We start from the raw sequence: 26441 nt of genomic DNA, 5'->3' as shown, positions 1-26441 counted from the left end.
ACGGCTATCACGTCGAGGTCGCTGCGGCCGGGCTGGAAGTCGCCGAGAGCCAGCGAGCCGTGCAGCCAGACCGCCTCGACCTCGGCGACCTCGCGGATCGACATGACGAAGCCGTCCAGCAAGGACTGGACGGCTTCGTCGATCACCTCTGCAGACTAGATCGCCGGGCGGAGGTCTACGTCGGCGGCTCGGACGTAGGCCATGCGGTGGCCGAACCAGATCTGGTAGTAGCGGTCCTTGCCGACGACCTGGACGTGGTCGGTCGGCGGCTGGCCGTCGAAGGTCACCGCGCGGTAGTAGTCGGTCTCGATGGACGCGTCACCGACCGGGTAGGCCTGTCCCGCGAGGATCGAGTACTGCAGCGGCGTGACCACCTGGTACGGGATCCCCTCGGGGTACGCCGCTTCCTCCGGATAGGCCCGCCCGTAGACCGGCACGGACGCCTTGCCCTTCTTCGGCTTCACCACGAGACCTGGCTTGGCGAACGCGTCCGGGTCCGACGCCGGGCTCTTGAACCAGGCGATCGCCCCGAGGTACCAGACGGCCACCCAATCACCCTGCCGCTTCGCCACGACGTACTGCGAACCGGCGGCGGCCCGTGCGCCGATGTCGGAGACCACGGTCGTGCTGTCCGAGCCGTCCGGCCGCAGGCCGATGTCCTTGACCAGTGGTGCCGCGTCGTCCGGCGCCTGCCGCAGGTAGACGAAGTTCGTGCCCTGCGGGGTGCAGGTGGTGCCGGCGCCGGTGCAGTTGGTCAGCACCTGCACGTTGTCGTCGAACCCGGGCTTGATGGTGACGATCGAGCCGGGCTTCACCGGGAAGATCGAGTGCCCGTAGATCGGCGCGCCGATCAGGTCGAAGTAGTGCTCCCAGTCCCAGTACGGTCCCGGATCCCAGTGCATGCCGCGGACCGTGCTCGGGATCGTCCCCGGAATCTGGTCGTGGCCGATGATGTGGGCCCGGTCGAGCGGGATCCGGTGCTTGGCGGCCAGGTAGCGGACCAGCTTGGCCGAGTTGCGGTAGAGCGTCTCGGTGTACCAGGTGGCCCCCTGGGCCGCGAAGCCCTCGTGCTCGATGCCGACGCTGTGCATGTTCACGTACCAGTTGCCGGCGTGCCAGGCGACGTCGTCGGACTTGACGTGCTGCCAGGTGTGCCCGTCGGACGAGCGCATCGTGTACTGCCAGCTCACGTACGTCGGGTCCTGCACCAGGTTGAGCGTGCCCTGCCAGCCTCCCTCGGTGTCGTGGACGATGATGTAGTCGATCTTGCCGGTCTTCGGACGGTTCGCCAGGTCGTGGTTGCCGTAGTCGCCGTTGCCCAGGTCCTGGTACGGCGCCGGCAGCCACTCGCACCCGAGCGACGCCGGGCACTCGACACCGGAGTTGGTCGCCTTGGTGCCCGCCGGCAACGACAACTTGTTCACCTGGGACTTGTCCGGGCTGACCGCGACGGCCGGCATCACGACCTGCTGCCCGGTGTTCGTCGTCCGGGCGGCGCCACGGGCCATGATCGAGTAGACGTCGTCGGCGAAGACGGCGGCGGACGCACGGTCCGAGGCCTCCGCGTACGACGCCACCGCGCCGTACCACTGGGCTGCCGAGGTGTCGGCGCCGACGGGGAGGCCGAGCGAACGCTGGTACGACGCCAGCAGTGCGGCACCGCCTTCGATGTTCGCGGCGGTGTCATTGCGCAGGGCAACCGGATCCAGCCCGGTCAGCTCGGACGCCTTGTAGAGCGTGCGCAGCGAGCTGGTCTTGGCGACCTTGCGCTTGCCGGAGAGGTCGATGACCCGGCTCGGATCGACCGCGGTCAGGTGCATGGGGCCGTAGCCGCCGTCCGTGCTGGACGCACCCTGGTGGTCGTCCCAGCGGGTCTCGGCGTACGACACGGCGAGCAGCACGGACTCCGGTACGCCGTACTTCGCGGCGGCCGCACTGAACGCGGACGCGGCCGTGGCGGACGGTCCGGGGATCGACGCGGCCGCGGGCGGACCGCCGGACGACGACACGCCGGTCACCGTGATGGCCAGCGCTACCGCAGTCATTGCGGCGAGAATCTTCGGACGACGACGCATGATGTTCTCCTGAACCGACGGGCGGGGTGCCGTCACACAGACTGTCAGCCTGCTCACTGTGAGTCGAGGCGACGCGGAAGTCAACGGTTAACCAAAACTCGTCACGTACGGTTCAATACTGACAGCGCGGTCGTCGCACGGGGTGGCGACAGAGGGTTACGGAGCAGGACATGGAAGCGTTGCCGTTGGCGTTCACGTCGGGCTGGGCGAGTGGCATCAACGCCTACGCCTGCGTGCTGATCCTCGGTCTGCTCGGCCGGTTCGCCGGCGCCGACGACGTGCCGACGGCGCTGACGAGCAACGGCGTGCTGATCGCCGCCGGTGCGCTCTTCCTGTTCGAGTTCGTCGCCGACAAGATCCCGTACATCGACTCCGCCTGGGACGCGATCTCCACGGTCATCCGGCCGACGGTCGGTGCCATCGTCGCCGCGTTGCTGTCCGGTGAGGCGAGCACGTTGGAGCAGGCCGCGGTCGCCACCGCCGGCGGTCTGGTCGCGCTGCTCTCGCACGCGGTCAAGTCGAGTCTGCGGCTCGCGATCAACACCTCCCCCGAGCCGGTCACCAATATCGCCGCCTCGTCGGGCGAGGACATCGCCGTCGTCGGTGTGATGTCGCTGGCCGCGTTCCATCCGGAGGTCGCGCTCGTGATCGCCGCGGTCCTGCTGGTGCTCGGCCTGATCGGGGTGTACGTCGCCTCCCGCTTCATCAAGCGCGGCTACGCCAGATTCAAGGCCTGGCGGGAGAAACGCCGCGACCCGGCGACCGGGAGCAGTGCGATCTGATGGCTCGAGTGATCGTCATCGGGGCCGGGCTCGCCGGTCTCGCCAGCGCCGTACGGCTGGCCAAGCTCGGCCATCAGGTCACCATCTGCGAGCGGGACGACCGGCTCGGCGGAGTGCTCGGCCGAGTCGAGGCAGACGGGTTCTGCTGGGACGCGGGCGCCGCGAGTACGACGCTTCCGGCCGCCCTGCGTGACCTGTTCCGCAAGAGTGGTCGACCGATCGAGAGTCTGGTCCAACTGGAGCCGGTGACCGAGCCGAGGCGGCACATGTTCGCCGACGGCTCCGTGCTCGACCTTCCGATCGCCGACCGGGGTGAACAGCTCCAAGCCTGGGCAGACCTGGCCGACGAGAAGGTGGCCCAGCAGTGGACCGCACTGGTCGACGGGTACGGCGAGACCTGGCAGGTACTGCGCAAGACGTCGCTGGAGCCGCCTCTCAAGGACAAGCTCCCCCTCAGCGCGGTCAGGGCCCTCAAGCCCTGGCAGTCGTTGGAGAAGGTCGCGCAGCGCCAACTGAATGACGAGAGAGCCCGTGCGGTACTGCGGCACTTCGCAGCGCAAGGTGGATCCGACGCGAAGCTCACCCCCGGATACGTCGGCGTGTGGTCGTACCTCGAGCGCACCTTCGGCCGCTGGACGATCGCCGGCGGGTTCGGCGCACTCGCGGACGCGCTCGCCCAACGGGCCCGTGAGCGCAAGATCGACGTACGGACCGGCGCGGAGGTCGTTGCCGTGGGCACGTCCCAGGGCAGTGTGACCGGCGTACGGCTGGCCGACGGGACCGAGCTGCCCGCGGACATCGTGGTGAGTGACATCGACCCACGTGAGCTGTACGGGCACCTGGTCGACGACCCGGCGGCGAAGAAGGTGAAGAAGCAGGTGCAGTCGACGCACCAGGCACAGGCGGCGTACGTCGTCCACCTCGGTCTGAAGGAGCCGGTGCCGAGCCTGCCGTTCGAGACTGTGCTGCACGGTACGCCGACCGTCGTCGTACGGACTGGCGGACAGGCACCGGCCGGACACCAGGCGTGGTCGGTGCTGGTGCACGGCTACCCCACCGACGACGTACTCGACCTGCTGGTGGCGCGCGGGCTGCACATCAGGGACAAGGTGGTGTCGCGGCAGACGTCGCCGTCATGGTGGGCCGGAGTGGCCTGGGAGGGCTTCCGGACAGCCCGCCGGCGGGCCGCGAACGTGTCGCCGGTCAAGGGTCTGTACTGCGTGGGTGCGGGCGCTCACCCCGGCTCCGGCGTACCGGCGACCACCCTGGGCGCGGCGATCGTGGCGGACGCGGTCGGCAAGGCCTGAGACCGGGTGGGGTCGCGGTCTCCCGCCCACGTAGGATTGAGCGTTCCTGTGTTCCATGTCGGGCACGCAGCCCGGCAGTAGAGAGGACCTCGGTGGATCAATCCCCCACGTCGGCCGATCACGAGAACGTCGAGCGCGCCGAACTGGCGGCTGAGCAGCACCACGTGGACCGGGTCTACGACCGGGTTGCGGAGGCCGCCCGGTCGGCGTCCCGGATCGCGGTCGAAGGGCACCAACGCGGCCAGGCGCAGAACGTCGGCCGGGTCCGCGAGGAGGAGCAGACCGGTCTGTACGAGCGGGACGTGCTGGTGTTCGCGGCGGCCCGGCGGATCGCCGAGCTGGACGCCGAGCACGAGGGGCTCGTCTTCGGCCGGCTCGACTCCGACGCGGGCGACGACAAGCCCGCCGCCGGCCACGCCGACGAGCTCGAGAAGCTGTACGTCGGCCGGATCGGGGTCCGGGACGCCGAGTACGAGCCGCTGGTGATCGACTGGCGCGCCCCGGCCGCCGAGCCGTTCTACCGGGCCACGTCGACCGACCGCTTGAAGGTCGTACGCCGCCGCGTGCTGCGGAACAAGGGCCCGCGGATCGTCGGGCTCGAGGACGACCTGCTGGCGCCGGAGCGGGCTCCCGAGGATCTGCCGGTGATGGGCGAGGGCGCGCTGATGGCGTCGCTGTCGCGGGCCCGCGGGCACACCATGCGCGACATCGTCGCCACCATCCAGGCCGAGCAGGACAAGGCGATCCGGGCACCGGCCCGTGGCGTCACCGTCATCGGTGGTGGGCCGGGCACCGGCAAGACCGTGGTCGCTCTGCACCGGGCGGCGTACCTGCTCTACAGCGACCGCAGGCGGTTCGAGCGTGGCGGCGTACTCGTCGTCGGGCCGTCGGCCGCGTTCATGGCGTACATCGAGCGCGTGCTGCCGAGCCTCGGCGAGAACACGGTGTCTCTGCGGGCCGTCGGCGAGCTCGTGGACGGCATCAAGGCCACCGCCGTCGACGAGGCCGAGGTGGCCGCGATCAAGGGCTCGCTGCGGATGCGCGGCGTACTCTCGCGTGCCGCCCGCGACCGCGTGCCCACCGGGCCGACCGCCCTGCGCGTCTTCATCGGCGGCGCGACCGTCGAGCTGGACGCGAACCAACTGGACAACGTCCGGCGGAACGCGCTGCGCCGGACGCCCCGCAACCGGGCCGGCGCCGAGGCGCGCAAGGGTCTGGTGGCCGCGCTCTGGCAGCGCTTCCCGGAGGACCTGCGGACCGGTGTCTACGGCGATCGGGAAGCGTTCAGCGACCAGGTCACCGAGACACCCGCGTTCCGGACGTTCTTCAGCCAGTGGTGGCCGGTGCTGACGCCGGAAGCCGTACTGCGCTGGCTCGGTGACGCCCGGCGGTTGCAGAGGTGGGCCCGCAACGACCTGACGCCGGTGGAGGTCGACGCACTCGCCGCAGCGGTCCGCGGCACGAGTGAGTTCACCATTGCCGACGTTGCTCTCCTGGACGAGCTCGGCACGTTGCTGGGGCGCGCTCCGGTCACAGAGGTCAAGGACGAGGAGTTCGACTGGCTCGAGGGCCTGTCCGACGGCGTGAACGAAGTACTGACCACGTCGGAGCGTCGCGCCCGGGCGGCCGCGGCGCGGGAGGCCGAGGAGCCGGAGGAGTATGCGCACGTCCTGGTGGACGAGGCGCAGGACCTCTCGCCGATGCAGTGGCGGATGGTGACGCGGCGCGGCCCACAGGCGAGCTGGACGATCGTCGGCGATCCGGCGCAGAGCTCGTGGCCGGATCCGGACGAGGCGCGCGCGGCGATGGACTCGATGCTGTCGCACCTGCAGCGGCACACGTTCCGGCTGTCCACCAACTACCGGAACTCGGCCGAGATCTACTCGTTCGCCGGCGACGTGATCCGGCGGACCCTGCCGGATGCGGATCTGCCCGACGCGGTCCGGCGTACCGGAGTGGAGCCCGAGCACCGGATCGTTGACGACGGCAAGGTCGCCGAGGCGGCGGGCGACACCGCCCTGGAGTTGCTGCAACTCGTCGAGGGCACGGTCGGCGTGATCGTGCCGCCGAAGCTCCGCGCGGCCGTCGACCCGGTGCTCGCCGAGCTCGGTGATCCCCGGGTGGTCGCCGTGAGCCCGCTGGAGTCGAAGGGTCTGGAGTACGACGCCGTGGTCGTCGTCGAGCCGGACCGGATCGTCAGCGACACCCTCGGCGGCGTCCGCGCGCTGTACGTCGTCCTGACCCGGGCGACTCAGCGCCTGGTCACCGTGAACAGCACGACGGACTGGCTGCCTTAGCCCCGGGGTACGACGTACGACACCAGGTCGGCGTCGTCGGCGGACAGATCGGACCAGCGACACGTGAGGTGCAGGACGGCCAGGCCGGACGTGGGGTACTTCTGGGTGAGCTCGACGCGTTCCGGGCTGGTGCCGTCCAGGGCCAGCTCGTCGGCCAGCCACGGTACGCCGGGGGCGTGGCCGACCAGGACCACCGTCCGGGCGTCGGCCGGCGCCTCCCGGATGACGTCGAGCAGCTCGTCGGTGTCGGCGTTGTAGATCCGCCGGTCGTACCACACGTCGGTCGCGGTCGCTCCGGCCTCGGCGGCGTACTGCCAGGTCTCCCGGGTGCGCTTCGACGGCGAGCACAGGACCAGGTCGGCTTCGATGCCCTGGGCAACCAGGTAGCGGCCGGCCGCGCCCGCGTCGGCCCGGCCGCGGTCGGCGAGCGGGCGCTCGAGGTCCGGCATCGACTCCGGCGGGACGGCCTTGGCGTGCCGGAGCAGGACGAGGGTACGGTCGATCAGCAGGTCCGACGGGTCAGCCACCAGGTCAGGATACGACCGAGGACGTCAGGTTGAGGAACACCTGACGGGTCGCGGTCGACCTGTTCAGCGTGATGAAGTGGATGCCGGGGGCGCCGCCGGCGAGGAGGCGTTCGCACAGGTCGGTGGCGATCTCGATGCCGACCTCGCGCACCGCGGACGGCTCGTCCTCGACCGCGAGCAGCCGGTCGGTGACCGCCGTCGGCAACGCCATGCCGGTCAGCTCCGCCATCCGCCGGATCTGCTTGATGTTGGTGACCGGCATGATGCCCGGCAGCACCGGGATGTCACAGCCGAGCGCGGCCGCCCGCTCCACCAGCCGGAAGTAGTCGTCGGCACCGAAGAACATCTGGGTGATCGCGTAGTCCGCACCGGCCGCGGCCTTCGCCGCCAGCACCTGCGCGTCCGCCTCCAGCGACATCGCCTCCGGATGCTTGTCGGGGAACGCCGCCACCCCGACGCAGAAGTCGCCGAGCGACCGGATCAGCTCGACCAGCTCGACGGCGTGGTTCAGCCCTTCCGGGTGCGCGACCCAGGGCTGGTTCGGCCCGCCCGGCGGGTCGCCGCGCAGCGCCAGCATGTTGCGTACGCCGGATCCCGCGTACGCACCGATCACCGAGCGCAGCTCGTCCCGCGAGTGCGCGACACAGGTGAGGTGACCGAGCGGGGTCAGCGAGGTGTCCTGGGCGACCCGCTCGGTAACCCGGATCGTGCCGTCCCGGGTGGTCCCGCCGGCGCCGTACGTGATCGAGACGAACGTCGGCCGGAGCTGCTCGATCTCGCGGATCGACCGCCACAGCACCTCCTCGGCCTCGGGCGTCTTCGGCGGGAAGAACTCGAACGAGAAGGATCGGTCGCCGGACGCCAGCAGATCGCGGATCGACGGCGTACCGCCGGGCCGCGTCGAAGGGAGACCGGTCGCCATGCCGACAGGTTACCCGCGGTGTCCACCGGTACGCCGCCACCGACTACGCTCCGAGACGTGTATGGCGATGTGGACGTCCCGGCCGCGGTCCAGCGTGCGCTGACCGGATTCCTCGACCTGCAGCAGGAGCGGCTGGAGGCGATCGGCCCCGAGCTGACCGAGCAGGTGCAGGCCGCGCGGGACGCGACCAGTGGCGGCAAGCGACTCCGGCCGGCCTTCTGCTACTGGGGTTTCCGGGCCGCCGGTGGTGATCCTGCGCAGCCCATCCTGACCGCCGCGGCCAGCCTGGAGATGCTGCACGTCAGCGCGCTCGTGCACGACGACGTGATGGATTCGTCCGACACCCGCCGCGGCGTGCCGGCCGCGCACCGCCGGTTCGAGGCGTTGCAACGGGCCCGGTCCGAGGCGTCCGGCGTCGGCGGCGATCCCGTCAGCTTCGGGGTCGGCGCGGCCATTCTGCTCGGCGACCTATGCCTGATCTGGGCCGACGAGATGCTGCACACGTCCGGTTTCGACGCGGCCGCGCTGGCCCGGGCCTCGAAGTTCTTCGACGCCGTCCGGGTCGAGGTGACGGCCGGCCAGTACCTCGACCTGGTCGCGCAGGCGAGCGGGGTGTCCGACATGGACCAGGCGTTGCGGGTGCTGCGGTACAAGTCGGCGACGTACACGGTCGAGCGGCCGCTGCACATCGGCGCGGCCCTGGCCGGCGGGGACCGACGGTTGCTCGAGGCACTGTCGGCGTACGGGCAGCCGGTGGGTGAGGCGTTCCAGCTGCGCGACGACCTGCTGGGTGTGTTCGGCGATCCGGCGCTGACCGGGAAGCCGGCCGGTGACGACCTGCGCGAGGGCAAGCGGACGGTGCTGGTCGCCTATGCGGTCGACCACGCGTCGGAGGTGCAGCTGGCCGAGTTCGACCGGTTGTTCGGCCGGCCGGACCTGGACGACGACGAGATCCAGCTGCTGCGCGAGATCCTGCAGGACTCACGCGCGGTGCAGGCCTGCGAGGACCTCATCACCGAACGCACCGAGGACGCCCTCGACGCGCTCGACCGAGCCCCCCTCGCCGACGACACCGCCCGCAAAGCCCTGGCCGACCTGGCCATAGCCGCCACCTCCCGCCAGCTCTGACCCACCCGCGAGCTCCAACCGCCGACCGCGCGAGTCGACCGGGTTATTGGGTTGTCATGAGGTTGATGAGGCGGAGGAGTTCGGCGGTGGGGGGTAGGTCGCCGAGGATGATGACCTTGAGTACGGCGCGGTCCTCGTCGTAGACGGTTTCGACGCGGAGGCGGCCGATGCCGCTCTGGTTGAGCGAGCCCATCACGTGCGTGCTGATCCGGTCGGCGCCCGCGCGGTCGATCGCGTCGATGTGGACGATGCTGGACGCCTCGACGTGCCGGGTCTGCTCGTCGAGCTCGAGCGCGGCCGCGCTCGTCCCGGTGAACGCCTCGAGGTCCTCGCGGGCGATCCGGTACTGCTTCCCGATCCGGACGGCCTTCAGCCGGCCGTCGCGTACGTAGTTCCGGATCGTCCGGACGTGCAGGCCGAGCCGGTTCGCCACCTGCTCGACCGAGTACAACTCCTGAGGCATCCGCATCCTTCGTCGTCGTGAGCTCCCAGGCTAAGCCAGTTTCCTTAGAATTCCCTATACTTCGTCGGATGTGGATGTTTAAGGTAGTTTCATGAGCATAATCGAGGAACTGGGCGGGGTTCGTGTATTCGTCAGCGACGACCGGGTGAACGGCGACGGCGACGCCGTCCAGCTGATCGCACAGGCGCACTACGAGCACCAGGCCGAGTGGGTCGCGCTGACCGCCGACGCGCTGGGTGAGGAGTTCTTCGAGTTGCGGTCGGGGCGCGCCGGGGAGATCGTCCAGAAGTTCGTGAACTACCGGATGGGTCTGGCCGTGGTCGGCGACATCTCGGCGAAGCTCGCCGTCAGCAAACCGCTGCGCGACTGGGTGCGGGAGAGCAACCAGGGCCGGTCGGTGTGGTTCGTCGACGACCTGCCCACGCTGGCGGCGCGGTTCGCCGGCTGACCCTCACACCAAGGCAGCTGCCCCTCGCGCCCGGGCGGCCTCGGAGCTGGGCCAGCGTGCTCAGAGCTCGGGCAGTGACTTGAGCAGGTCCGGCGTCTCGGCCTGCTGGAGCTGGACCAGGACCCGGAGTTGGCCGGACGCGGTGGTGTCCTCGGCGAAGATCTGCAGGGCGACGTCGACGGTGTCGTGGTCGTGCTCCAGCAGGTGGTGCAGCCCGGACCAGAGGACGACCTCGGGCTCGCCGGTCGAGCGGTCGCTCAGTGAGTCCGCGAGCGCGTCCCAGTTGCGGCCGAACCACCGCGGCAGGTCGAAGGCGGTGGCGCACAGGTCCAGGAAGCCGGCCTTGTCGTGGATCTCGCTCGTGTCGAGCAGGACGAATTCCCAGCCGGCTTCGGCGACCGAACGGCGTACGTCGTCCGCCGCGGCGTCGGATTGCCAGCGGTAGACGCCCGGTCGCAGGCCCTTGGTCAGCAGCGGGCGCAGGTCAGTCATCCGTCGGTCCCCCCGTCCGCCGCGATCCGGCGGAACGACTCGTAGTGATCGTCGGTGTAGTAACGCTCGCCGGCCTTCCCGGTCACGATCCGCCGGGCGCCGCGATCCCGCTCCCCCGGCGTCTTCACGGTGTACTCGCGGTAGTACCCGCGCTCGTGCGAGGGCAGGATCTTCTCGAAGTTCCCGAACACCGCACCGTCCCGGTTGTACGGGAACGGCCCGCCCTTCTCGATCAGCGCCAGCGTGTCCCGCGCCTCGGCCGGCAGGTCGGCGGCCGCGACCACGGTCAGCCCGCTCTCCGGGTCCGTGCTGGTGGTCGCCGCGGGCTTGGCGGCGGCACAGCCGAACAGCGAGGCCGCGAGCGTGATCACCAGCATCGCGATCACCACGACGGCGATGATCCGGGCGGTCCTCGGGTTGTTGATCACCCGGCACCCCGCAACCGCCGGCTGAACTCCGCGGCCGCGGCGGCCGGGTCGTCCGCGTCGGTGATCGCCCGGACGACGACGACGCGGGTCGCACCGGCTTCGATGACCTGATCCAGCCGGTCGAGATCGATCCCCCCGATCGCGAACCACGGCTTCGACTGCTGCCGGCTGGCGGCGTACGAGACCAGCTCGAGCCCGGCGGCCTGACGGCCGGGCTTGGTCGGGGTCTCCCAGGTCGGGCCGACGCAGAAGTAGTCGGACCCCTGCTCGGCGACCGCCGCGTTCACCTGGCTGAACGTGTGCGTCGAGCGCCCGATGATCGGCTCCGGCCCGGTGATGGCCCGGGCGGCGTGGACCGGCAGGTCACGCTGACCGAGGTGCAGTACGTCGGCGCCGGACGCGAAGGCGATGTCCGCACGATCGTTGACGGCCAAGAGCTTGCCGTGCCGCTTGCAGACGTCCGCGAACACCTCGAGCGCGGCCAGCTCGTCCGCCGCCTCCATCTCCTTCTGCCGCAGCTGCACGATGTCGACGCCTCCACCGAGCGCGGCATCGAGGAACTGCTCGAGGTCCCCCTGCTTCTCCCGCGCGTCCATGCACAGGTACAAGTGGGCGTCGTGGAGTCGGTCGGTGTGCTCAGTCACACCGCCAAGCCTGCCATGCAGAGCCCGTCGTAGTGTGGTGGGCATGCCTGAGCTCACATCCGACGTGGTGGTGGTCGGGGCCGGGCTCATCGGTCTGGCCACGGCCTGGCGGCTGGCTGCAGACGGTATGCAGGTGACGGTATGTGACCCGACACCCGGCACCCAGACGTCCACGGTCGCCGCCGGCATGCTCGCCCCGGTCACCGAGGTCGAGTACGGCGAGGACGACCTGCTCGCCCTCAACCTGGCCAGTGTGGCCGCCTGGCCGGGTTTCGCCGCCGAGCTCCAGGAGATCGCCGGTATGCCCGCCGGCCTTCACGAGACCGGCACGTTGGCGGTCGCGTACGACGTCGACGATGCAGCCGCCCTGCGCAGGCTCGCCGACCATCAGCGGAGGCTCGGCCTCGAGGTCGAGGAGCTATCCGGACGGGAGTCGCGCAAACGCGAGCCGATGCTCGCCCAAGGCGTCTCCGGTGGCGTCTGGGTCCCCGGCGACCACTCCGTCGACAACAGGCAGGCCGTCGCCGCGCTCCTCCGCGCCGTCGAGCTCTCCGGCGTCACCCTGATCCGCGAGCGCGTGGTCCGCGTGATCACGTCCGGTACGACGGCTGTCGGCGTACAACTGGAGAACGGGGAGTCGGTCCACGCCGGGGTGGTGATCGGTGCGGCCGGGCCGTGGTCCGGGCAACTGGACGGCGTACCGCAGGAGCTGCGTCCGCCGGTCCGTCCGGTGAAGGGCGAAGTACTGCGGCTGCGGGTGCCGGAGGCGTATCGGCCGGCGTTGAACCACACCGTCCGGGCGACCGCGCGCGGGTTCTCGGTCTACCTCGTACCGCGGCCGGGTGGTGAGCTCGTGGTCGGGGCGACGAGCACTGAACTCGGCTACGACACGCGGGTGCTCGCGGGCGGTGTGTTCGCACTGCTGCGGGACGCGCGGACCGTGCTGCCGATCACCGACGAGCTGGAGTTCGTGGAGGCGATCGCCGGGCTGCGGCCGGCCACTCCGGACAACGCGCCCGTGCTCGGCCCGTCCGGTCTCGACGGGTTGCTCTGGGCAACGGGTCACTACCGCAACGGCGTGCTGCTCACGCCGGTCACCGCTCAGATCATCGCGGAAACCGTCCGCACCGGCGTCCTTCCGGAGCTCGGGAAACCGTTCCTGGCCGCCCGGTTCACGACGCAGTAGCCATCGGTTGCTCTGAGCAAGCAGCTTGTGAACTACACCTATGTAGTTCAGCGTTGAATTGTCAACATTGGATTACAGCCGTAACAAACACCCCATTCGCCCCTGTTGTCACATCCGTATCAGCACTTACGGTCAAGTGACGTTCACACGGGGAGATGGAACTATGCGTAACGTCGTACGTGTTCTGACCGGGATCGCCGTACCGCTGCTGACCGCCGGCGTGATCACCGCCGGCTCGCCCGGGTTCGGGTCGTACAAGGTGAAGGACGGCGACACGCTGAGCCACATCGCCACCCGCTACGGCACGACGGTCAAAAGCCTGGTCGCGCTGAACAACCTGCCCGGCACCGGCAACGCGATCTACGCCGGCGAAGTGCTCAAGGTTCCGGGCCGGACCTCCGCCGGCAGCACTCACCCACCCAGGCGCTCACAGCTCGGCCGGGTCACGTACGTCGTGAAGCGAGGCGACACCGTCTCGACGATCGCCAAGCGCTTCAAGTGCTCGCAGGCGAACCTGCTGGCCGCCAACGGACTGCGCGCCTCCGACCACATCTACGCCGGGAAACCGCTGCACATCCCGGTCAAGATCCGCCCGAAGGCCCAGCCCGCGAAGTCGAAGAAGAACAACAGCTTCGCCGGCCGCACGTACCCCGACCACGTCGTCGCCAAGGCCGACCGCAACCGGGCGATCCTGAAGAACCGGAAGCTGCCGACCCGCGCGCAGATGCGCACCCTGATCGTCAGCACCTCCAAGCGGTACGGCGTCGACCCGGAGCTCGCGCTCGCGATCAGCTGGCAGGAGTCCGGCTGGAAGCAACGAGTGGTCTCCCCCGCGAACGCGGTCGGTGCGATGCAGGTGATCCCATCGACCGGCCGGTTCTCCTCGTCGATCGTCGGGCGGGACCTCGACCTGCTCCGGCCGCAGGACAACGTCACCGCCGGCGTCGTACTGCTGGACCGGCTGACCGGCGCCGCCAAGCTGGACATCGCCATCGCCGGGTACTACCAGGGCCTCGGTGGAGTCAGGCGTAACGGTATGTATCCGGACACGAAGCTCTACGTGAAGAACGTGCTCCGGATCAAGGCCCAGCTCGAGCGCGGCTGGGACCCGCTGCGCTGACCTGGTAGCGCCGCGGTGAGCTGGGCCGCTCTGCGGTGCGCCTGGCACGGTCACGCTGAGGCGTTATCTACACTCTCTGAGCAGGACAGCTTCGAGAGGCGGCTCACTGCAAGTGACGGACGACGTGGACACGCAGGTCAGCGACCGCCTCGTCGGGCGAGTGCTCGACGGCCGGTACCGCGTGGGTGCGCGCGTCGCCAAAGGCGGGATGGCCACGGTCTACAAGGCTCTCGACATGCGGTTGGACCGGGTGGTCGCGCTCAAGGTGATGCACGACGGGCTCGGTGACGACGCCCAGTTCGCCCGCCGGTTCGTGGCCGAGGCCCGGGCCGCCGCCAGGCTCTCGCACCCGAACGTGGTCGCCGTGTTCGACCAGGGCGACGACGACGGCACGCTGTTCCTGGCGATGGAGTACGTCCCCGGCCGCACGCTCCGTGACGTGATCCGCGAACAGGCGCCGCTCTCCCCGGCCCGGGCGCTCGATCTGCTCACGCCGATCCTGTCCGCGCTCTCCGCGGCCCACGACGCCCGCATCGTCCACCGCGACATCAAGCCGGAGAACGTGCTGATCTCCGACAACGGGGTGGTGAAGGTCGCCGACTTCGGCCTGGCCCGTGCGGTCAGCGCGACCGGCAACACCGCGACCCAGGGCTTGCTGATGGGCACGGTCTCCTATCTGGCGCCCGAGCTCGTCACCGACGGCAGCGCGGACGCCCGCTCGGACGTGTACTCGGCCGGCATCCTGCTCTACGAGATGCTCACCGGCAACAAGCCGCACTCCGGCGACACCCCGATCCAGGTCGCCTACGCACACGTCCACGCCGACGTGCCGCCGCCGTCGTCGGAGCAGCCGAGCATCCCGCCGTACGTCGACGCGCTCGTGCAGCGCGCGACCGCGCGGGACCGCGATCTGCGGCCGGCCGACGCGCGGGTGATGAGCCGCCAGGTCCGGCGGGTGCGCAGCGCGCTCGAGGAAGGGCTGCCGGACGACCCGGAGCTGACCGGCGACCTGACCATCCCGATCCAGCAGATCCGCCAGGACAACGAGTACGACGACGGCTACACGCGCGGCTCGCCGGTCGAGGAGAGCCACCTGCTGCGGCACGACACGATCGTCGTACCGGTGGAGAAGGGACGCCCAACCGGTGCGCCGCGCGTTCAGGCGCCGCGGCAGCGCAAGGGGCGTGGGCTGCTCGCGCTGATCCTGATTCTGGCGGCCGCGATCGGCGTCGGTACGGCGGCCTGGTACTACGGCATCCACCGCTACACCGAGACGCCCGGCCTGGTGAGACTCGAACCGGCGGAGGCGGCGACCGAGGCTCAGAAGTTCGGCCTCCGGACCACCCTGGCGAACCAGGACTTCTCCGAGGACGTCCCGAAGGGCGAGGTGATGGCCACCGACCCCGCCGCCGGCGAGCGGATCCGGAAGAACGGCGAGATCGGCCTGACCGTCTCCAAGGGCCCGGAGCGGTACCGGGTGCCGCAGCTCGCCGGGCTCGAGTTCGAGGCGGCCAAGCGGGCGCTCGACCCGATCAAGCTGATCACCGGGCAGGTCAACGAGCAGTACAGCGAGACCGTGCCGTCCGGGCGGGTGATCGCGTTCAGCCCACGGTTCGACTCGGTGGTGAAGCCGGGCACGGCGGTCAACTTCGCGGTCAGCAAGGGCAAGAAGCCGATCGCGGTCCCGGACACCACCGGCAAGTCGTACCGGGACGCGAGCAAGGAGCTGCGCAAGCTCGGCTTCGTGATCGGCCGCACCGACCAGTACGACGAGAAGGTCGCTGAGGGCAAGGTGATCAGCCAGAGCCCCAACAGCGGCACGCTGTTCGCCAAGGACAAGGTGCAACTGGTGGTGTCGAAGGGCCCGCCGCTGGTGGAGGTACCGAACGTCAAGGGCAAGCGGCTCGCCGACGCGCAGCGGATCCTCACCGAGGCAGGTTTCACCGTGAAGACCGAGAAGGCGCCGTACGGCCTCGGGCTGAACATCGTCGCCGCGCAGAACCCGGGGTCGGGCAAGAAGGCCCAACCCGGCACCCAGGTCGTCATCACCGTGCTCTAGCTCACGGCTTTTGGCGCGGTCGGCGGGTGTCTGATGAGATGTCCCGCGTGACCCACCCGCGCCTCGCCGTCCTCGCCCTGCTCGCGGTCGCGGCGGCCTGGGGGTCCACGTTCTTCCTGACCAAGGACCTGCTCACCAGGATGGACGTCGCCGACTACCTGGCGTTGCGCTTCCTGATCGCCTCGGTCGCGCTGATCATGGTCCACCCGCCGGCGATCGCCCGGCTGAGCCGGCTGGACCGCGGCCGGGCGGTTGCCCTCGGCATCACCTACGGCGCCGCGCAGCTGGTCCAGACCGAGGGGCTCCGGCACACCTCGGCCAGCGTCTCCGGGTTCGTCACCGGCATGTACGTCGTCTTCACGCCGCTGCTGGCCGCCGTCATCCTGCGGCACAAGATCGGCCGCTGGGCCTGGGTCGCCGTGATCCTCGCCACCATCGGCCTCGGCGTACTGTCGCTGCGCGGGCTGAGCATGGGCACCGGCGAGTTGCTCACGCTCGCCTCGGCCGGCCTGTACGCGCTGCACATCATCGGTCTCGGCGCTTGGTCGACACCCCAGAACGCGTTCGGACTGTCGGCCCTGCAGATGGTCGTGATCACCTGCGTGTGCGCGATCGGCGCGCTGCCCGGCGGCTTCGCGCTGCCGAACACCGGTGGCGACTGGGTCAGCATCTTCTACATGGCGCTGGTCGCGGGCGCCCTGGCCTTGATCGTCCAGACGTGGGCGCAGGCGCACCTGACACCGACCCGGGCGGCGATCGCGATGACGATGGAGCCGGTGTTCGCGTCCGGGTTCGCGGTGGCGTTCGGGTCGGAGAGCGTGACGTGGCGGATGCTGGTGGGTGGCGCGCTGGTGCTGTCCGCCATGTACTTGGTGGAGCTCGCACCGCGGCGCAAGTTCGAGGCCGAAGTCCAGCACCTGGCCCAGTAGGGGGTGACATGCGGGACGACAGCAGGAGGTGGGTCCGGTGGTATCCGGCCGTCGTCATCGCTGTCGTACTGCTCGCGCTGGGTGCCGGCACCGTCAGCAATCTCGCCCGCAACCCCCAGCCCCAGCTGGTCTCCGAGGGCCGGAAGGTGCCGGTAGCAACCTTCTCCGGGCCGTACGGCGAGTTGGTCGGACGTGCCGTTGCCGACCTCGACGCCCTGACCCTTCCGAACGGCGCGACCCTGGCCGGTGCGGACGGCCCGTGGCGGTACGTCTGGCCGCGGGACGCGTCGTTCGTCGCGGGGGCGTACTGCGCGGTGGGTCAGCATGTCAAGGCCGGCCGGGTACTCGCTTTCCTCGACGGCATCAAACCGTCGAGCGGCCGCTGGGAGGCCCGGTACGCCGACAGCGGCCGGCCGATACTGGACGGCCGGGAGCCGCAGCTCGACGGCTCGGGATGGGTGCTCTGGGCAACTTGGTTCTGCCGGGCCGGCTCCAGGCACTGGGAGCTGGTGCGCGGCTCGGCCGATCAGATCGTGGCCGAGCTCGGCGCTGACGGATTGCCGAGTGCGTCGCCGGACTACTGGGAGCGATCGGAGTCCGAGCTGACGCTCGGCACGGTCGCCCCGCTGCTCACCGGCCTCCGCGCCGCGGTCGCGATCGCTACCGAGCTGGACCAGGTCGAGGCTGCCCAGCGGTGGACGGCGGCGTTGGAGAAGTTGTCAGTGGCAACGGACGAGCGGTTCGGCCCTGCGTATCCACGGACTCCGGCACGAGCGGTCAGCTTCCTCGAGCCGGGGCTGGAGCCGATCGGCGTGGGCGGTGGCGCGGATGCGATCGTGACCGTACTCGGTCCGCCGTTCGCGCCGGCGCGCGCGATCGTCGACCACGCGATCGACCGGGCGCACGCCGTACTCACGCTGCCGTCCGGCGGTGTCACTCCCGGCGAAGACTGGCGTGCCGACGGCGTTGCGTGGACGCCGCAGACTGCGCTGTTTGCGTTGAGCGCGGCCGCGCGCGGCGATCGCGCGACCGCTGGTGAGCTGCTGACGTGGCTCGATCACTACCGCACCGGCAGCGGTGCCCTGCCGGAGAAGGTCAACCGCGACCTCGAGCCGGCCGGTGAGGCTCCGTTGGGCTGGACCTCGGCCCTCGTCGTCCTCACCGGCGCCGCGCTCGAGCAGCCGCTGCCGATCCCTTAGCAGATCTCCATCACGTCGTGGGTCGGCGCTTCCGGTCGCGCCGTACTCGTCCTGGTCGAGTAGAAGAACGCGGTCGAGGCGATGTCGTCCTGCAGCGGCAGGTAGCGACCGCCGGAGCGCCAGCCCAGGGCCTGCACGTCGACCCGGAGCTTCTCCCGGAAGCGGATCGGGTCGGGCAGGTGGAAGCGGTACATGCCGAACCGCTGCTGGCTGGCGTACTGCCCGTCCGGCCGGATCACCTGCGGCATGCCGAGGTACGGCGTACTGAACTCGGTGTAGCCGCCGAGGTGGGGCACGTCGAAGTTCCACGCGCCGCCGAAGTAGTCCTCGGTCCCGGTGCCGCAGATGGTCGGGAACTCGTCGTCGCCGTCGAGGTAGAACTTCACCTCGCCCTCACCCCACCAGCCGCTGCTGTTGACACCCCAGGCGATGTAGGTGCCGACGTAGTGGCCCGGGCCCTCGACGCCGTCCAGCAGCGTGTGCACGGTCTTCGACGGCAGCGGGTTGCTCCGCCGCCACTGCGCATGCAGGTACGCCGACTCGTCCGGTACGGCGCCGAGCCAGTAGTCGACCTGGAAGTACACGACCACGGGCTCGTCGTGGGTGTTCTCCAGCGTCAGCGTGGCCTGCGACTGGAACGGCATCTCCCAGTAGCAGTTGAAGCCGCCGTTCGGGTTCACCGCCACCGGCAGCGAGCTCACCTGGGCGAACTTGCCCCAGCCCGAGCAGAAGAAGTCACCGATCGGGGTCTCGATCGCGGGCGCCTGGTCGCCGTCCCAGAACCCGCGCAGCACCAGCCGCCGCCAGTGGTCGACGTGCGTGGTGAGCCAGATGTGGGTGATGCAGCCCGAGCCGGCGATGTCCGCCAGCGTCGCGGTCTCCCCCGGGCCGATCTCGATCGACGGCGACACCTTCCATCCCTGGCCGAGGTCGCGGGCCGCCTTCGCACCGGTCCCCTCGGTCCGCCGGCCGCCCTGACCAGGCTCACCGGTGGGGTTCTCCGCACTGATGGAGCGCGTCTCGACGTCGGCGATCGCGCTGATTCCGGACAGCTTCCCAAGAGTCATACCGCGACCCTAGAACCTCCCCGGGTCGGTGAGAAATCGATTGCCCATCAAATGGACTTTTGACCGAGCGACACTGGACAGCTTATATGCCTGTTAGGTTATATTGCTGGCATGGACAGCCGACGAGGAACCGTGTTCGGGACGGACGACGGGCGGGTGGCGATCCGGTTCGTCCGGCTGGTGCCGCACCCGCCGGAGAAGGTGTGGCGGGCGATCACGGATCCGTCGCAGCTGGCCGCGTGGTTCCCGGCGGTGGTCGCATTGGACCGCCCGGCCGGGAGCGAACTCCACTTCGGCGTGACCGACGAACAGCGCCGCCGCTTCGGCATGACCGACGACCCCGCCGGGGTGCCGAACGGACGGATGCTGCGGAACGAGCCCCCGTCGGTCCTCGAGTACGAATGGTCCGGCGAACTCCTCACCTGGGAGATCACGGGTACGGCGGAAGGCAGCCGGCTCGTGTTCACCAACGTCCTCACCGACCCAGAAGCCGCCGGGCCGGCGTCCGCGGGCTGGGAGGCAGGCCTCGAGGTCGTCGAAGCCCAACTCGACGGGATCCCGATCACCTGGAACCCGCTCGACCGCGCGGAAGAGCTCGCGGCGACGTACCGCTGATCAGCAGGCGAGCATCTTGCGGTGACGTCCCACTGATCAGCAGGCGCACCTTCGCGGCGACGTGGCGGTGGTCAGCAGGGGCGTATCTCTGCGGCGGCGCCTTTGAAGGTGAGGCAGGCCCAGGGGCGGCCCTGGGTTTTGTTGGGGCGGACGATGAGGGGGTACTCGTCCGCACCGCGCACCTGCGGGTTCCGCTCCGTCGTGAGCGAGCCGACCGCGCCCCCACGCGCCTCGGCGGCCGCCTTCACGTCCGCTACGGTCACCGTACTGCGGGCATCCTCGGCCGCCGCACGCTCCGCGGCCGTCGCGACCTGGAGCGCGAAGTCGATCTCCGGCGGCTCCGACCAGGCCGTCTGCGTCACCGGGATGATCACCCCGAACATCGCGAGCCCGACCGCGGTCACGATCTGCCGCAACCTCCGCTGCTGATCCCCGAGCAACAACGCCGCACATCCCAACGCGAGCACCAACGTGAGCCCCCGCAGTCCCCAGTGCCGGTCCAAGCGCCCGTCCACCGCCAACCCCGCCCCGACCGCAACCACCACAGACACCAGACCCGCGGCAAGCGCGCGCACCCGGGGCGACTCAGGAAGCATGCCGGAGACAATAGACGCACCGCGGTGAGACCAGCCCGACCGGTATCACCCGGAGGCCTTGCGGTGGTTGGCGATGAAGCGGGCCTTCTTGGAGCGGTTGCCGCACGTGTTCATGTCGCACCAGCGGCGGGTGCGGCTTTGGCTCGTGTCGAAGAAGGCGGCCCGGCAGGTCGGTGAGGCGCACAGGGCCAGTCGGCCGTCGCGTTCGCCGGCGATGATGCTGATCGCGTCGTCCGCGATCACGCCGAGGGCATCCTCGACGCCGAACGCCGGACGCAACCGCCAGACGCGCCGGCCCTCGGGCGTCAGCACGGCCGCGGCCCGTCCCTGAGCGCTGCGATCGTTGATGACCTGGACGGCAGGCGCAGGCAGCGCCTCCTGGAGCGCAGCCGCCGTCGCGGCCGCGTGGATCGATTCCCGCAGTTCCCGGGCGAGGTCGAGGTGGGCGTCCGTGCACGAGTCCACAGCGAGCCCACTCACGCCCAGCCAGTCGGCCAGTCGCCGCGGCGTGGGGATGCGCTCGACCGCATCGCCGTGACGCTCCGACAACGTCCCCGTGAAGCTGGTCGCCAGCACGGCACCGAGGCGAAAGTCAGGAAACCCACCAGGCATGGAACCACCTTAGCCGGTTGCGCCCACTCTTGAGATCATGCTAGAACCGTCTTAGCCGGTTCCCAACGACAGGAGTCTCCTGTGCACACCGCCGACGTACAAGCCTTCGACGCCCATGCATCGGACGCCGACCTCGAGGAGCTGCGCGCGCGATTGGCCGCAGCCCGCCTCCCCGAGGCGGAGACCGTGTACGGCGCTCCGCCCGGCTCAGGCCGCTGGGACCAGGGCGTGCCGCTCGAGGACCTCGTCGAACTCGTGAGCTACTGGCGTACGACGTACAACTGGCGGTCGTTCGAAGAGCGACTCGACCGCATCGGCCAGTTCCGGACGACCATCGACGGACTGGGTATCCACTTCCTGCACCGCCGGTCCACGCGGTCGGATGCCACCCCCCTGGTGATGACGCACGGCTGGCCCGGCAGTATCGCCGAGTTCGTCGACGTGATCGACGAACTCGCGGATCCATCCGACGCGGACGCACCGGCGTTCCATGTCGTTGCGCCGTCGCTACCCGGCTTCGGCTACAGCGACAAGCCGGCCACGACCGGGTGGGGCACCGAGAAGATCGCGGCCGCCTGGGTGCAGTTGATGGCCAGGCTCGGGTACGACGAGTTCCTCGCCCACGGCGGTGACTGGGGCGGCAACATCACCACGGTTCTCGGCGGCAGATTCCCCACGAACGTTCTCGGCATCCACTCGACCTTCGCCCAGGGACCGCCCGGATTGACGACGGACGGACTGACCGCCACCGAGCAGCGGTGGGCCGAGGAGACCCACGACTTCTGGCACCAGCGTGCGGCGTACGCGAAGCAGCAGACGACCCGCCCGCAGACGATCGGCTACTCGCTCGTCGACTCGCCGGTGGGGCTCCTCGCCTGGATCGTCGACAAGTTCGCCGAGTGGTCGGACACCGACGACAGCCCGTTCGAGACGATCTCCCGCGACCGGATCCTCGACGACGTGACCCTGTACTGGCTGACCCGGACGGGCGCGTCGGCGGCCCGCATCTACTACGAGAGCCACGACTCGCTCGATCCCGACCTCCGGATCGACGTCCCGGCGGCCATCACGATGTACCCCCGCGACATCGAGAAGTGCCCGCGCCCCTGGGCGCGGCAGCGGTACCGGCAGCTGGTGCGTTGGCGGTCGCCCGACGCCGGCGGGCATTTCCCGTCGCTGGAGGTCTCGGAGTACTTCGTCCAGGATCTGCGCGAGGGGCTGGCCGCGGTGCTCGCCGTACGGCGGTGACGCGTCCGTTCGTCGCACGGGTCGGACCGTTGGGCGCGGCGACCCGCCGGTCAGGGATGTGTGTGGTTGACGGTCCTGGCAGATTCGGTGCATCCCAGCCGCCCCCGAGGGATTGGATCCGATCGTGGCTCACGACCACACCGACAGTCAGTGGAGCGTCTCCCGGCGCCGCGTCCTGCAACTCACCGGCGGTGCGGCCGCCGTCAGTGGCCTGCAGCTCTCGGCGCCGGACGCCGACGCTGACGCTGAGGCCGCACCCAACCAGGCCGTCCTGACCGAGGGCACCAACCACATGGTGTCCGTCTCGCCGGACGGGAAGTGGCTCGCGTTCGACCTGGTGACCGCGATCTGGGTGACCCCGGCCGCGGGCGGTCAGTCACGGCGTCTGACCGACGACCTCCAGGACGCATCCCGCCCGCGCTGGTCCCCGGACGGGCGGAAGATCGTCTTCCAGTCGTACCGCGACGGCAACTTCCACCTGTGGACGATCAAGCCCGACGGCTCCGGCCTCCGCCGACTCACCACGGGCCGCTACGACCACCGCGAGCCGCACTTCACGCCCGACGGCCGATACGTCGTCTTCTCCTCGGACCGCGGCGGCAACGGCACCTACGGCATCCACCGCCTCGACCTGACCACCGGCGCGATCGTCGCCCTGACCGACGACCCGACCGACGAGGCCGAGCCGACCGTGTCCGCCGACGGCACCCGGATCGCGTTCACGGTCGACGCCACGTCGATCGTCGAGCTCAACCTGATGACCGGCGAACGCAAGACCCTCGCCCCGGCCGAGACCGGCAGCACCGTCTACGGCCCGGCCTACTCCCCCACCGGCCAACTCGCCTACGTGCGGCTCGCCGGTCCGGTGTGCGATCTGATTGTCGACAATCAGAAAGTCACCACCGGGAAGGACGTCTTCGCAGTCCCTCCGTCCTGGACCTCGACCGACCTCTACTACACGGCCGACGGGCACGTCGTCCGGCGTCAGGCCGGCGGTGCGCACACCGTCGTACCGTTCGCGGCGACGGTGCCGGTGACGTCGAAGCGGCCCCGGCCGAAGGTTCCGGACCTCGAGTCAACCGCCCGGCGGCCGGTGCACGGGATCGCGAGCCCAACGGTGTCGCCGGACGGGCGCTGGATCGCCTTCCGGGCCCTGAACGCGTTGTGGCTGGCAGCAACGAACGGCCGCGGCCGGCCGCGGAAGCTGGTTGCCGACGGCTACTTCAACTCCGATCCGGACTTCTCGCCGGACGGTACCAAACTGTTGTACGCCAGCGACCGGGACGGGACCGCCGACTTGTGGCTGCACGACCTTGCCGCCGGCACCGACACGAAGCTCTCCGGCCTGCCCGGCGCGCAGACCGCCCCACGGTTCTCACCGGACGGCCGGCAGATCGCGTACCAGGACCAGGACGGGATCGCGTGGGTCCTCGACCTCGCCTCCGGCCAGGTCCGGCAACTCACGCCGACGCTCTTCCAGCCCGGCCGGGTCAGCTGGTCGCCTGACGGCCGGACGATCGTGCTCGCCGCGGTGAAGCCGTTCTCCAAGCGCTTCCGCGAAGGCACGAGCCAACTGCTGTACGTCGACGTCGCCACCACCGCCCTCGAGTACGTCGAGCCGATGCCGTTCCGATCGCTCGCCACCCGCGGCGACGACGGCCCGGTCTTCTCCCCCAACGGCAAGTGGCTCGCGTTCGTGGTCGAGAGCCTTCTGCACGTCGTCCCGGTCGACAAGCGCGGTCGGTTCACCGGCAAACCGCGCGCCGTGACCCGTGAGGTGACCGACTCACCGACCTGGCAGGACGACAACACCCTGATCTACCTGAACAACGGCCGCCTCCGGCGCACCACCGTCCACGGCTCTCGCCCGCAGACGATCAAGCTCGACTTGCACTGGCGTCGCGCGACCGTGAACCAGCACGTCACCATCCACGCCGGTGCGTTGTGGGACGGCCGTGCGACCACACTGCGCCGCAACGTCGACGTCGTACTCGACGGCTCGCGGATCGTCGCCGTACGTCCGCATCAGGGACGCGCGGACATCGATGCGTCACAGCAGACCGTGATGCCCGGGCTGATCGACGCGCACAACCACTGGCATCTGCGCGGGCGGGCGTGGGGTGCGCGGCAGGGCAATCTGTGGCTGTCGTACGGGATCACGACCACGCGGTCACCGGGCGATCCGGCGTACCAGATGCAGGAGACCCGGGAGGCGCTCACGCACGGGTCCCTGCTCGGGCCGCGGTACTTCGCGACCGGGGAGGCGATCGACGGGTCGCGGGTGTACTACAACTTCATGCGGCCGACGTTGTCGCTCCGGCAACTCGGGTTGGAGATCGACCGGGTCGAAGGGCTCGCATACGACCTGGTGAAGACGTACGTGCGGTTGCCGGTCGACTACCAGCGACGCGCGATCGCCGCCGTACACCGGCTCGGTCTGCAACTCTCGTCGCATTACCTCTACCCGGCCGAGCACCTCGGTATGGACGGGATGGAGCACACCGGCGCGACGAACCGGCTCGGGTACTCGCACACCGTCAGTCGCCTCGGCCGCGCGTACGCCGACGTCGTCACGCTCTTCACCAAGGCCGGACTGTCCGTCACGCCCACCCTGTTCAACTCGACGATGGCGCACGTCGACGACCCGTCACTGCTGACCGACCGGCGGACGATGACCCTGTTCCCGTCCTGGGAGTACGCCGCCCTGCAGACCGAGGTGAACACGGCCAGCGGTCCGGCGGGCGTGACGACACGTGAACTGCTGAAGGGCAACGTCGACATGGTGCTGCGGATCCACCGCGGCGGCGGCTTCGTCATCGCCGGCACCGACACCCCGCTGGACAACATCGCGATCTCGCTGCACGCCAACCTCCGGTCGATGGTCGCCGGCGGCTTCACGCCGTACGAAGCCCTGACGACCGCGACGCGCAACCCGGCCAAGTGGCTCAACCTCGAGGACAAGCTCGGAGTCGTCAAACGCGGTGCCCAGGCCGACCTCGCCTTCATCACCGGTGATCCGCTCGCAGACATCCGGGCGGCCGCCGCGGTCGAGCGGGTGATGGTCGCGGGCAAACTGCACACGGTCGACGAGCTCCTCGCGCCGTACGCCGACCGCGCCCGTACGACCGCCGTCCTGACAGCACCCGCGGACGCGCCGAGGCCGCTCAGCCGCGAGCAGGCGCACGCGCACGACGACGAGTTCTGGTGGCACGAGCCCGAATGGCTCCACCGAGCCTGCTGCGAAGGCTGAGGTTCTAGAAGGGAAGCTTGGGTTGCGGTGGAGCGTGGGTCGGGTCGACGCCGTCGAAGAGGCTGCTGACGGACTCGCCCTCGTGGATGCGCTTGATCGCCTCGGCGAACAGACCGGAGACCGAGCTGACCTGGAGCTCCGGGAAGCCGTCCGGTCGCGGCACGGTGTCGGTGCTGATGACCTCGGTGACCGACGGGTGCGACCGCAGCCGCTCCACCGCGGGCCCCGCGAACAGTCCGTGGGTGCAGGCGACCGCGGCCTGCGTGCAGCCGCGGTCCTTGAGCCGGTCGAGGAGCTCCATGATCGAGCCGCCGGTCGCGATCTCGTCGTCCAGGATGATCGCGCGCCTGCCGCCCACGTCGCCGACGATCGCGTCGATCACCACGCGGTCGTCGGCCAGCCGCTGCTTGCTGCCGGCCGCGACCGGCAGGCCGAGGAGCCGGGCGAACTGGGTCGCCGTCTTGGCGTTGCCCAGATCCGGGCTGACCACGACCGTGTCGCTCAGGTCCCGGCCGCGGAAGTGGTCCGCGAGTACGCCGATCGCGGTCAGGTGATCGACCGGGACGGAGAAGAACCCGTGCACCTGCGGAGCGTGCAGCGCCATCGTCAGCACCCGGTCGACACCCGCGGCGACCAGCAGGTCGGCCACGAGACGGCCGCCGATCGAGATCCGGGACGCGTCCTTCTTGTCCGACCGCGCGTAGGCGTAGTGCGGCATCACCGCGGTGATCTGCTGGGCGGACGCACCGCGGGCCGCGTCGATCATCAACAGGAGCTCCATCAGGTGCTCCTGGGTGGGCGGGACCAGCGGCTGCACGATGTACACGTCCCGCTGGCGACAGTTCACCTGCAGTTGGACCTGTAAGCAGTCGTTGCTGAAACGATGGATCTCCACCGGTGAGAGCGCTACGCCGAGATCGGCACAGATCCGCTCCGCCAAACCGGTGTGGGCACTTCCGCTGAACACGACGATCTCTCGCACGGCTCTCCCCGAACACGCTGCCGACCCGACACCCGCAGCCTATCCCGGTACCTCGCCGCAACCCC

General features: G+C 69.9%; 24 protein-coding genes and 1 pseudogene. 13 read left to right on the top strand and 12 right to left on the bottom strand.

The window, feature by feature from the left end; translation table 11 throughout:
• Positions 1-29: 29 nt before the first annotated feature.
• A pseudogene (locus ACQPYZ_RS13895) lies at positions 30-104 on the bottom strand (hypothetical protein); the annotation flags it as partial.
• A gap of 51 nt (positions 105-155) precedes the next feature.
• Positions 156-2045 carry an N-acetylmuramoyl-L-alanine amidase gene (locus ACQPYZ_RS13890; protein WP_433168129.1) on the bottom strand — a complete coding sequence of 630 codons (1890 nt, stop codon included), beginning with the start codon at positions 2043-2045 and terminating at the stop codon, positions 156-158.
• 200 nt (positions 2046-2245) lie between these two features.
• Between ACQPYZ_RS13890 and ACQPYZ_RS13885 the strand changes: the two genes are divergently transcribed.
• From ACQPYZ_RS13885 to ACQPYZ_RS13875, 3 genes are all read left to right on the top strand, one after another.
• A complete protein-coding gene (locus ACQPYZ_RS13885; RefSeq protein ID WP_433168128.1) occupies positions 2246-2857 on the top strand; it encodes a DUF4126 domain-containing protein in 612 nt (203 codons plus the stop codon).
• Complete coding sequence (locus ACQPYZ_RS13880; RefSeq protein ID WP_433168126.1) at positions 2857-4164, top strand: phytoene desaturase family protein; 1308 nt, start codon at positions 2857-2859, stop codon at positions 4162-4164. The genes ACQPYZ_RS13885 and ACQPYZ_RS13880 overlap by 1 nt, the downstream gene beginning before the upstream one ends.
• A gap of 92 nt (positions 4165-4256) precedes the next feature.
• Positions 4257-6461 (top strand): HelD family protein, encoded by a 2205-nt coding sequence (locus ACQPYZ_RS13875; protein WP_433168124.1) that lies wholly within the window; start codon positions 4257-4259, stop codon positions 6459-6461.
• Here the strand turns inward: ACQPYZ_RS13875 and ACQPYZ_RS13870 are convergent.
• Positions 6458-6988 carry a SixA phosphatase family protein gene (locus ACQPYZ_RS13870; protein WP_433168122.1) on the bottom strand — a complete coding sequence of 177 codons (531 nt, stop codon included), beginning with the start codon at positions 6986-6988 and terminating at the stop codon, positions 6458-6460. The genes ACQPYZ_RS13875 and ACQPYZ_RS13870 overlap by 4 nt on opposite strands.
• A gap of 4 nt (positions 6989-6992) precedes the next feature.
• Positions 6993-7910, bottom strand: a complete 918-nt coding sequence (gene metF, locus ACQPYZ_RS13865) for a methylenetetrahydrofolate reductase [NAD(P)H] (protein WP_433168120.1) — start codon at positions 7908-7910, stop codon at positions 6993-6995.
• 57 nt (positions 7911-7967) lie between these two features.
• Between metF and ACQPYZ_RS13860 the strand changes: the two genes are divergently transcribed.
• Positions 7968-9038 (top strand): polyprenyl synthetase family protein, encoded by a 1071-nt coding sequence (locus ACQPYZ_RS13860; protein WP_433168118.1) that lies wholly within the window; start codon positions 7968-7970, stop codon positions 9036-9038.
• 43 nt (positions 9039-9081) lie between these two features.
• Here the strand turns inward: ACQPYZ_RS13860 and ACQPYZ_RS13855 are convergent, their stop codons facing one another.
• Positions 9082-9501 carry a helix-turn-helix domain-containing protein gene (locus tag ACQPYZ_RS13855; RefSeq protein ID WP_433168116.1) on the bottom strand — a complete coding sequence of 140 codons (420 nt, stop codon included), beginning with the start codon at positions 9499-9501 and terminating at the stop codon, positions 9082-9084.
• 91 nt (positions 9502-9592) lie between these two features.
• Here ACQPYZ_RS13855 and ACQPYZ_RS13850 point away from each other — a divergent pair, with 91 nt between their 5' ends.
• The gene (locus ACQPYZ_RS13850) at positions 9593-9949 is read left to right on the top strand and encodes a DUF4180 domain-containing protein (RefSeq protein ID WP_433168114.1); all 357 of its coding nucleotides are present in this window, start codon (positions 9593-9595) and stop codon (positions 9947-9949) included.
• A 60-nt stretch (positions 9950-10009) separates the two neighbouring features.
• Here ACQPYZ_RS13850 and ACQPYZ_RS13845 read toward each other — a convergent pair whose 3' ends face one another.
• The 3 genes from ACQPYZ_RS13845 to thiE are packed head-to-tail and all read right to left on the bottom strand — an operon-like array spanning position 10010 to position 11513.
• On the bottom strand, positions 10010-10441 hold the full coding sequence (locus ACQPYZ_RS13845) for a barstar family protein (protein ID WP_433168112.1): 432 nt from the start codon (positions 10439-10441) through the stop codon (positions 10010-10012).
• Positions 10438-10869 (bottom strand): ribonuclease domain-containing protein, encoded by a 432-nt coding sequence (locus tag ACQPYZ_RS13840; protein ID WP_433168110.1) that lies wholly within the window; start codon positions 10867-10869, stop codon positions 10438-10440. The genes ACQPYZ_RS13845 and ACQPYZ_RS13840 overlap by 4 nt, the downstream gene beginning before the upstream one ends.
• Complete coding sequence (gene thiE / locus ACQPYZ_RS13835; protein WP_433168108.1) at positions 10866-11513, bottom strand: thiamine phosphate synthase; 648 nt, start codon at positions 11511-11513, stop codon at positions 10866-10868. The genes ACQPYZ_RS13840 and thiE overlap by 4 nt, the downstream gene beginning before the upstream one ends.
• A gap of 43 nt (positions 11514-11556) precedes the next feature.
• On the opposite strand from thiE, the gene thiO reads away from it, so the two are divergent.
• The 5 genes from thiO (at position 11557) to ACQPYZ_RS13810 (ending at position 18006) form a co-directional block, all read left to right on the top strand.
• Positions 11557-12699 (top strand): glycine oxidase ThiO, encoded by a 1143-nt coding sequence (gene thiO / locus ACQPYZ_RS13830; RefSeq protein ID WP_433168106.1) that lies wholly within the window; start codon positions 11557-11559, stop codon positions 12697-12699.
• 163 nt (positions 12700-12862) lie between these two features.
• Complete coding sequence (locus ACQPYZ_RS13825) at positions 12863-13819, top strand: LysM peptidoglycan-binding domain-containing protein (protein WP_433168104.1); 957 nt, start codon at positions 12863-12865, stop codon at positions 13817-13819.
• A gap of 112 nt (positions 13820-13931) precedes the next feature.
• Positions 13932-15878 carry a Stk1 family PASTA domain-containing Ser/Thr kinase gene (pknB, locus tag ACQPYZ_RS13820; protein WP_433168102.1) on the top strand — a complete coding sequence of 649 codons (1947 nt, stop codon included), beginning with the start codon at positions 13932-13934 and terminating at the stop codon, positions 15876-15878.
• A 38-nt stretch (positions 15879-15916) separates the two neighbouring features.
• Positions 15917-16807 carry a DMT family transporter gene (locus ACQPYZ_RS13815; protein ID WP_433169680.1) on the top strand — a complete coding sequence of 297 codons (891 nt, stop codon included), beginning with the start codon at positions 15917-15919 and terminating at the stop codon, positions 16805-16807.
• 8 nt (positions 16808-16815) lie between these two features.
• Positions 16816-18006 carry a glucoamylase gene (locus tag ACQPYZ_RS13810; RefSeq protein WP_433168100.1) on the top strand — a complete coding sequence of 397 codons (1191 nt, stop codon included), beginning with the start codon at positions 16816-16818 and terminating at the stop codon, positions 18004-18006.
• On the opposite strand, the gene ACQPYZ_RS13805 is transcribed toward ACQPYZ_RS13810, so the two are convergent.
• Positions 18003-19073: a glycoside hydrolase family 172 protein gene (locus tag ACQPYZ_RS13805; protein ID WP_433168098.1), complete on the bottom strand. Its 1071-nt coding sequence runs from the start codon at positions 19071-19073 to the stop codon at positions 18003-18005. The two genes, ACQPYZ_RS13810 and ACQPYZ_RS13805, sit on opposite strands and share 4 nt — an antisense overlap.
• Positions 19074-19184: 111 nt before the next feature.
• Here ACQPYZ_RS13805 and ACQPYZ_RS13800 point away from each other — a divergent pair, with 111 nt between their 5' ends.
• Positions 19185-19688 carry an SRPBCC domain-containing protein gene (locus tag ACQPYZ_RS13800; protein WP_433168096.1) on the top strand — a complete coding sequence of 168 codons (504 nt, stop codon included), beginning with the start codon at positions 19185-19187 and terminating at the stop codon, positions 19686-19688.
• Positions 19689-19759: 71 nt separating this feature from the next.
• On the opposite strand, the gene ACQPYZ_RS13795 is transcribed toward ACQPYZ_RS13800, so the two are convergent.
• Both ACQPYZ_RS13795 and ACQPYZ_RS13790 read right to left on the bottom strand, forming a co-directional pair.
• On the bottom strand, positions 19760-20284 hold the full coding sequence (locus ACQPYZ_RS13795; protein WP_433168095.1) for a hypothetical protein: 525 nt from the start codon (positions 20282-20284) through the stop codon (positions 19760-19762).
• 45 nt (positions 20285-20329) lie between these two features.
• On the bottom strand, positions 20330-20896 hold the full coding sequence (locus tag ACQPYZ_RS13790; protein ID WP_433168092.1) for a CGNR zinc finger domain-containing protein: 567 nt from the start codon (positions 20894-20896) through the stop codon (positions 20330-20332).
• Between the two features lie 81 nt (positions 20897-20977).
• On the opposite strand from ACQPYZ_RS13790, the gene ACQPYZ_RS13785 reads away from it, so the two are divergent.
• Both ACQPYZ_RS13785 and ACQPYZ_RS13780 read left to right on the top strand, forming a co-directional pair.
• The gene (locus ACQPYZ_RS13785; RefSeq protein WP_433168090.1) at positions 20978-22144 is read left to right on the top strand and encodes an epoxide hydrolase family protein; all 1167 of its coding nucleotides are present in this window, start codon (positions 20978-20980) and stop codon (positions 22142-22144) included.
• A 124-nt stretch (positions 22145-22268) separates the two neighbouring features.
• Entirely contained in the window at positions 22269-25394 is a 3126-nt protein-coding gene (locus ACQPYZ_RS13780; protein ID WP_433168088.1) for a DPP IV N-terminal domain-containing protein, read from the top strand.
• A gap of 4 nt (positions 25395-25398) precedes the next feature.
• On the opposite strand, the gene ACQPYZ_RS13775 is transcribed toward ACQPYZ_RS13780, so the two are convergent.
• A complete protein-coding gene (locus ACQPYZ_RS13775; RefSeq protein ID WP_433168086.1) occupies positions 25399-26376 on the bottom strand; it encodes a ribose-phosphate diphosphokinase in 978 nt (325 codons plus the stop codon).
• Positions 26377-26441 lie beyond the last annotated feature (65 nt).

The sequence above is a fragment of the Kribbella sp. CA-247076 genome (genome assembly GCF_050942445.1).
Lineage (GTDB): Bacteria > Actinomycetota > Actinomycetes > Propionibacteriales > Kribbellaceae > Kribbella.
This window is presented reverse-complemented; position numbering and strand designations above follow the sequence as displayed.

What these genes read in the sequence shown, in the direction of transcription:
- ACQPYZ_RS13880 (WP_433168126.1), top strand. Translation starts at nt 2,857, where the DNA reads ATGGCTCGAGTGATCGTCATCGGGGCCGGGCTCGCCGGTCTCGCCAGC.
- ACQPYZ_RS13795 (WP_433168095.1), bottom strand. Translation starts at nt 20,284, where the DNA reads ATGCTTCCTGAGTCGCCCCGGGTGCGCGCGCTTGCCGCGGGTCTGGTG.
- ACQPYZ_RS13815 (WP_433169680.1), top strand. Translation starts at nt 15,917, where the DNA reads ATGTCCCGCGTGACCCACCCGCGCCTCGCCGTCCTCGCCCTGCTCGCG.
- ACQPYZ_RS13800 (WP_433168096.1), top strand. Translation starts at nt 19,185, where the DNA reads ATGGACAGCCGACGAGGAACCGTGTTCGGGACGGACGACGGGCGGGTG.
- metF (WP_433168120.1), bottom strand. Translation starts at nt 7,910, where the DNA reads ATGGCGACCGGTCTCCCTTCGACGCGGCCCGGCGGTACGCCGTCGATC.
- ACQPYZ_RS13805 (WP_433168098.1), bottom strand. Translation starts at nt 19,073, where the DNA reads ATGACTCTTGGGAAGCTGTCCGGAATCAGCGCGATCGCCGACGTCGAG.
- ACQPYZ_RS13885 (WP_433168128.1), top strand. Translation starts at nt 2,246, where the DNA reads ATGGAAGCGTTGCCGTTGGCGTTCACGTCGGGCTGGGCGAGTGGCATC.
- ACQPYZ_RS13825 (WP_433168104.1), top strand. Translation starts at nt 12,863, where the DNA reads ATGCGTAACGTCGTACGTGTTCTGACCGGGATCGCCGTACCGCTGCTG.
- ACQPYZ_RS13810 (WP_433168100.1), top strand. Translation starts at nt 16,816, where the DNA reads ATGCGGGACGACAGCAGGAGGTGGGTCCGGTGGTATCCGGCCGTCGTC.
- ACQPYZ_RS13850 (WP_433168114.1), top strand. Translation starts at nt 9,593, where the DNA reads ATGAGCATAATCGAGGAACTGGGCGGGGTTCGTGTATTCGTCAGCGAC.
- ACQPYZ_RS13855 (WP_433168116.1), bottom strand. Translation starts at nt 9,501, where the DNA reads ATGCCTCAGGAGTTGTACTCGGTCGAGCAGGTGGCGAACCGGCTCGGC.
- ACQPYZ_RS13890 (WP_433168129.1), bottom strand. Translation starts at nt 2,045, where the DNA reads ATGACTGCGGTAGCGCTGGCCATCACGGTGACCGGCGTGTCGTCGTCC.
- thiO (WP_433168106.1), top strand. Translation starts at nt 11,557, where the DNA reads ATGCCTGAGCTCACATCCGACGTGGTGGTGGTCGGGGCCGGGCTCATC.
- ACQPYZ_RS13790 (WP_433168092.1), bottom strand. Translation starts at nt 20,896, where the DNA reads ATGCCTGGTGGGTTTCCTGACTTTCGCCTCGGTGCCGTGCTGGCGACC.
- ACQPYZ_RS13845 (WP_433168112.1), bottom strand. Translation starts at nt 10,441, where the DNA reads ATGACTGACCTGCGCCCGCTGCTGACCAAGGGCCTGCGACCGGGCGTC.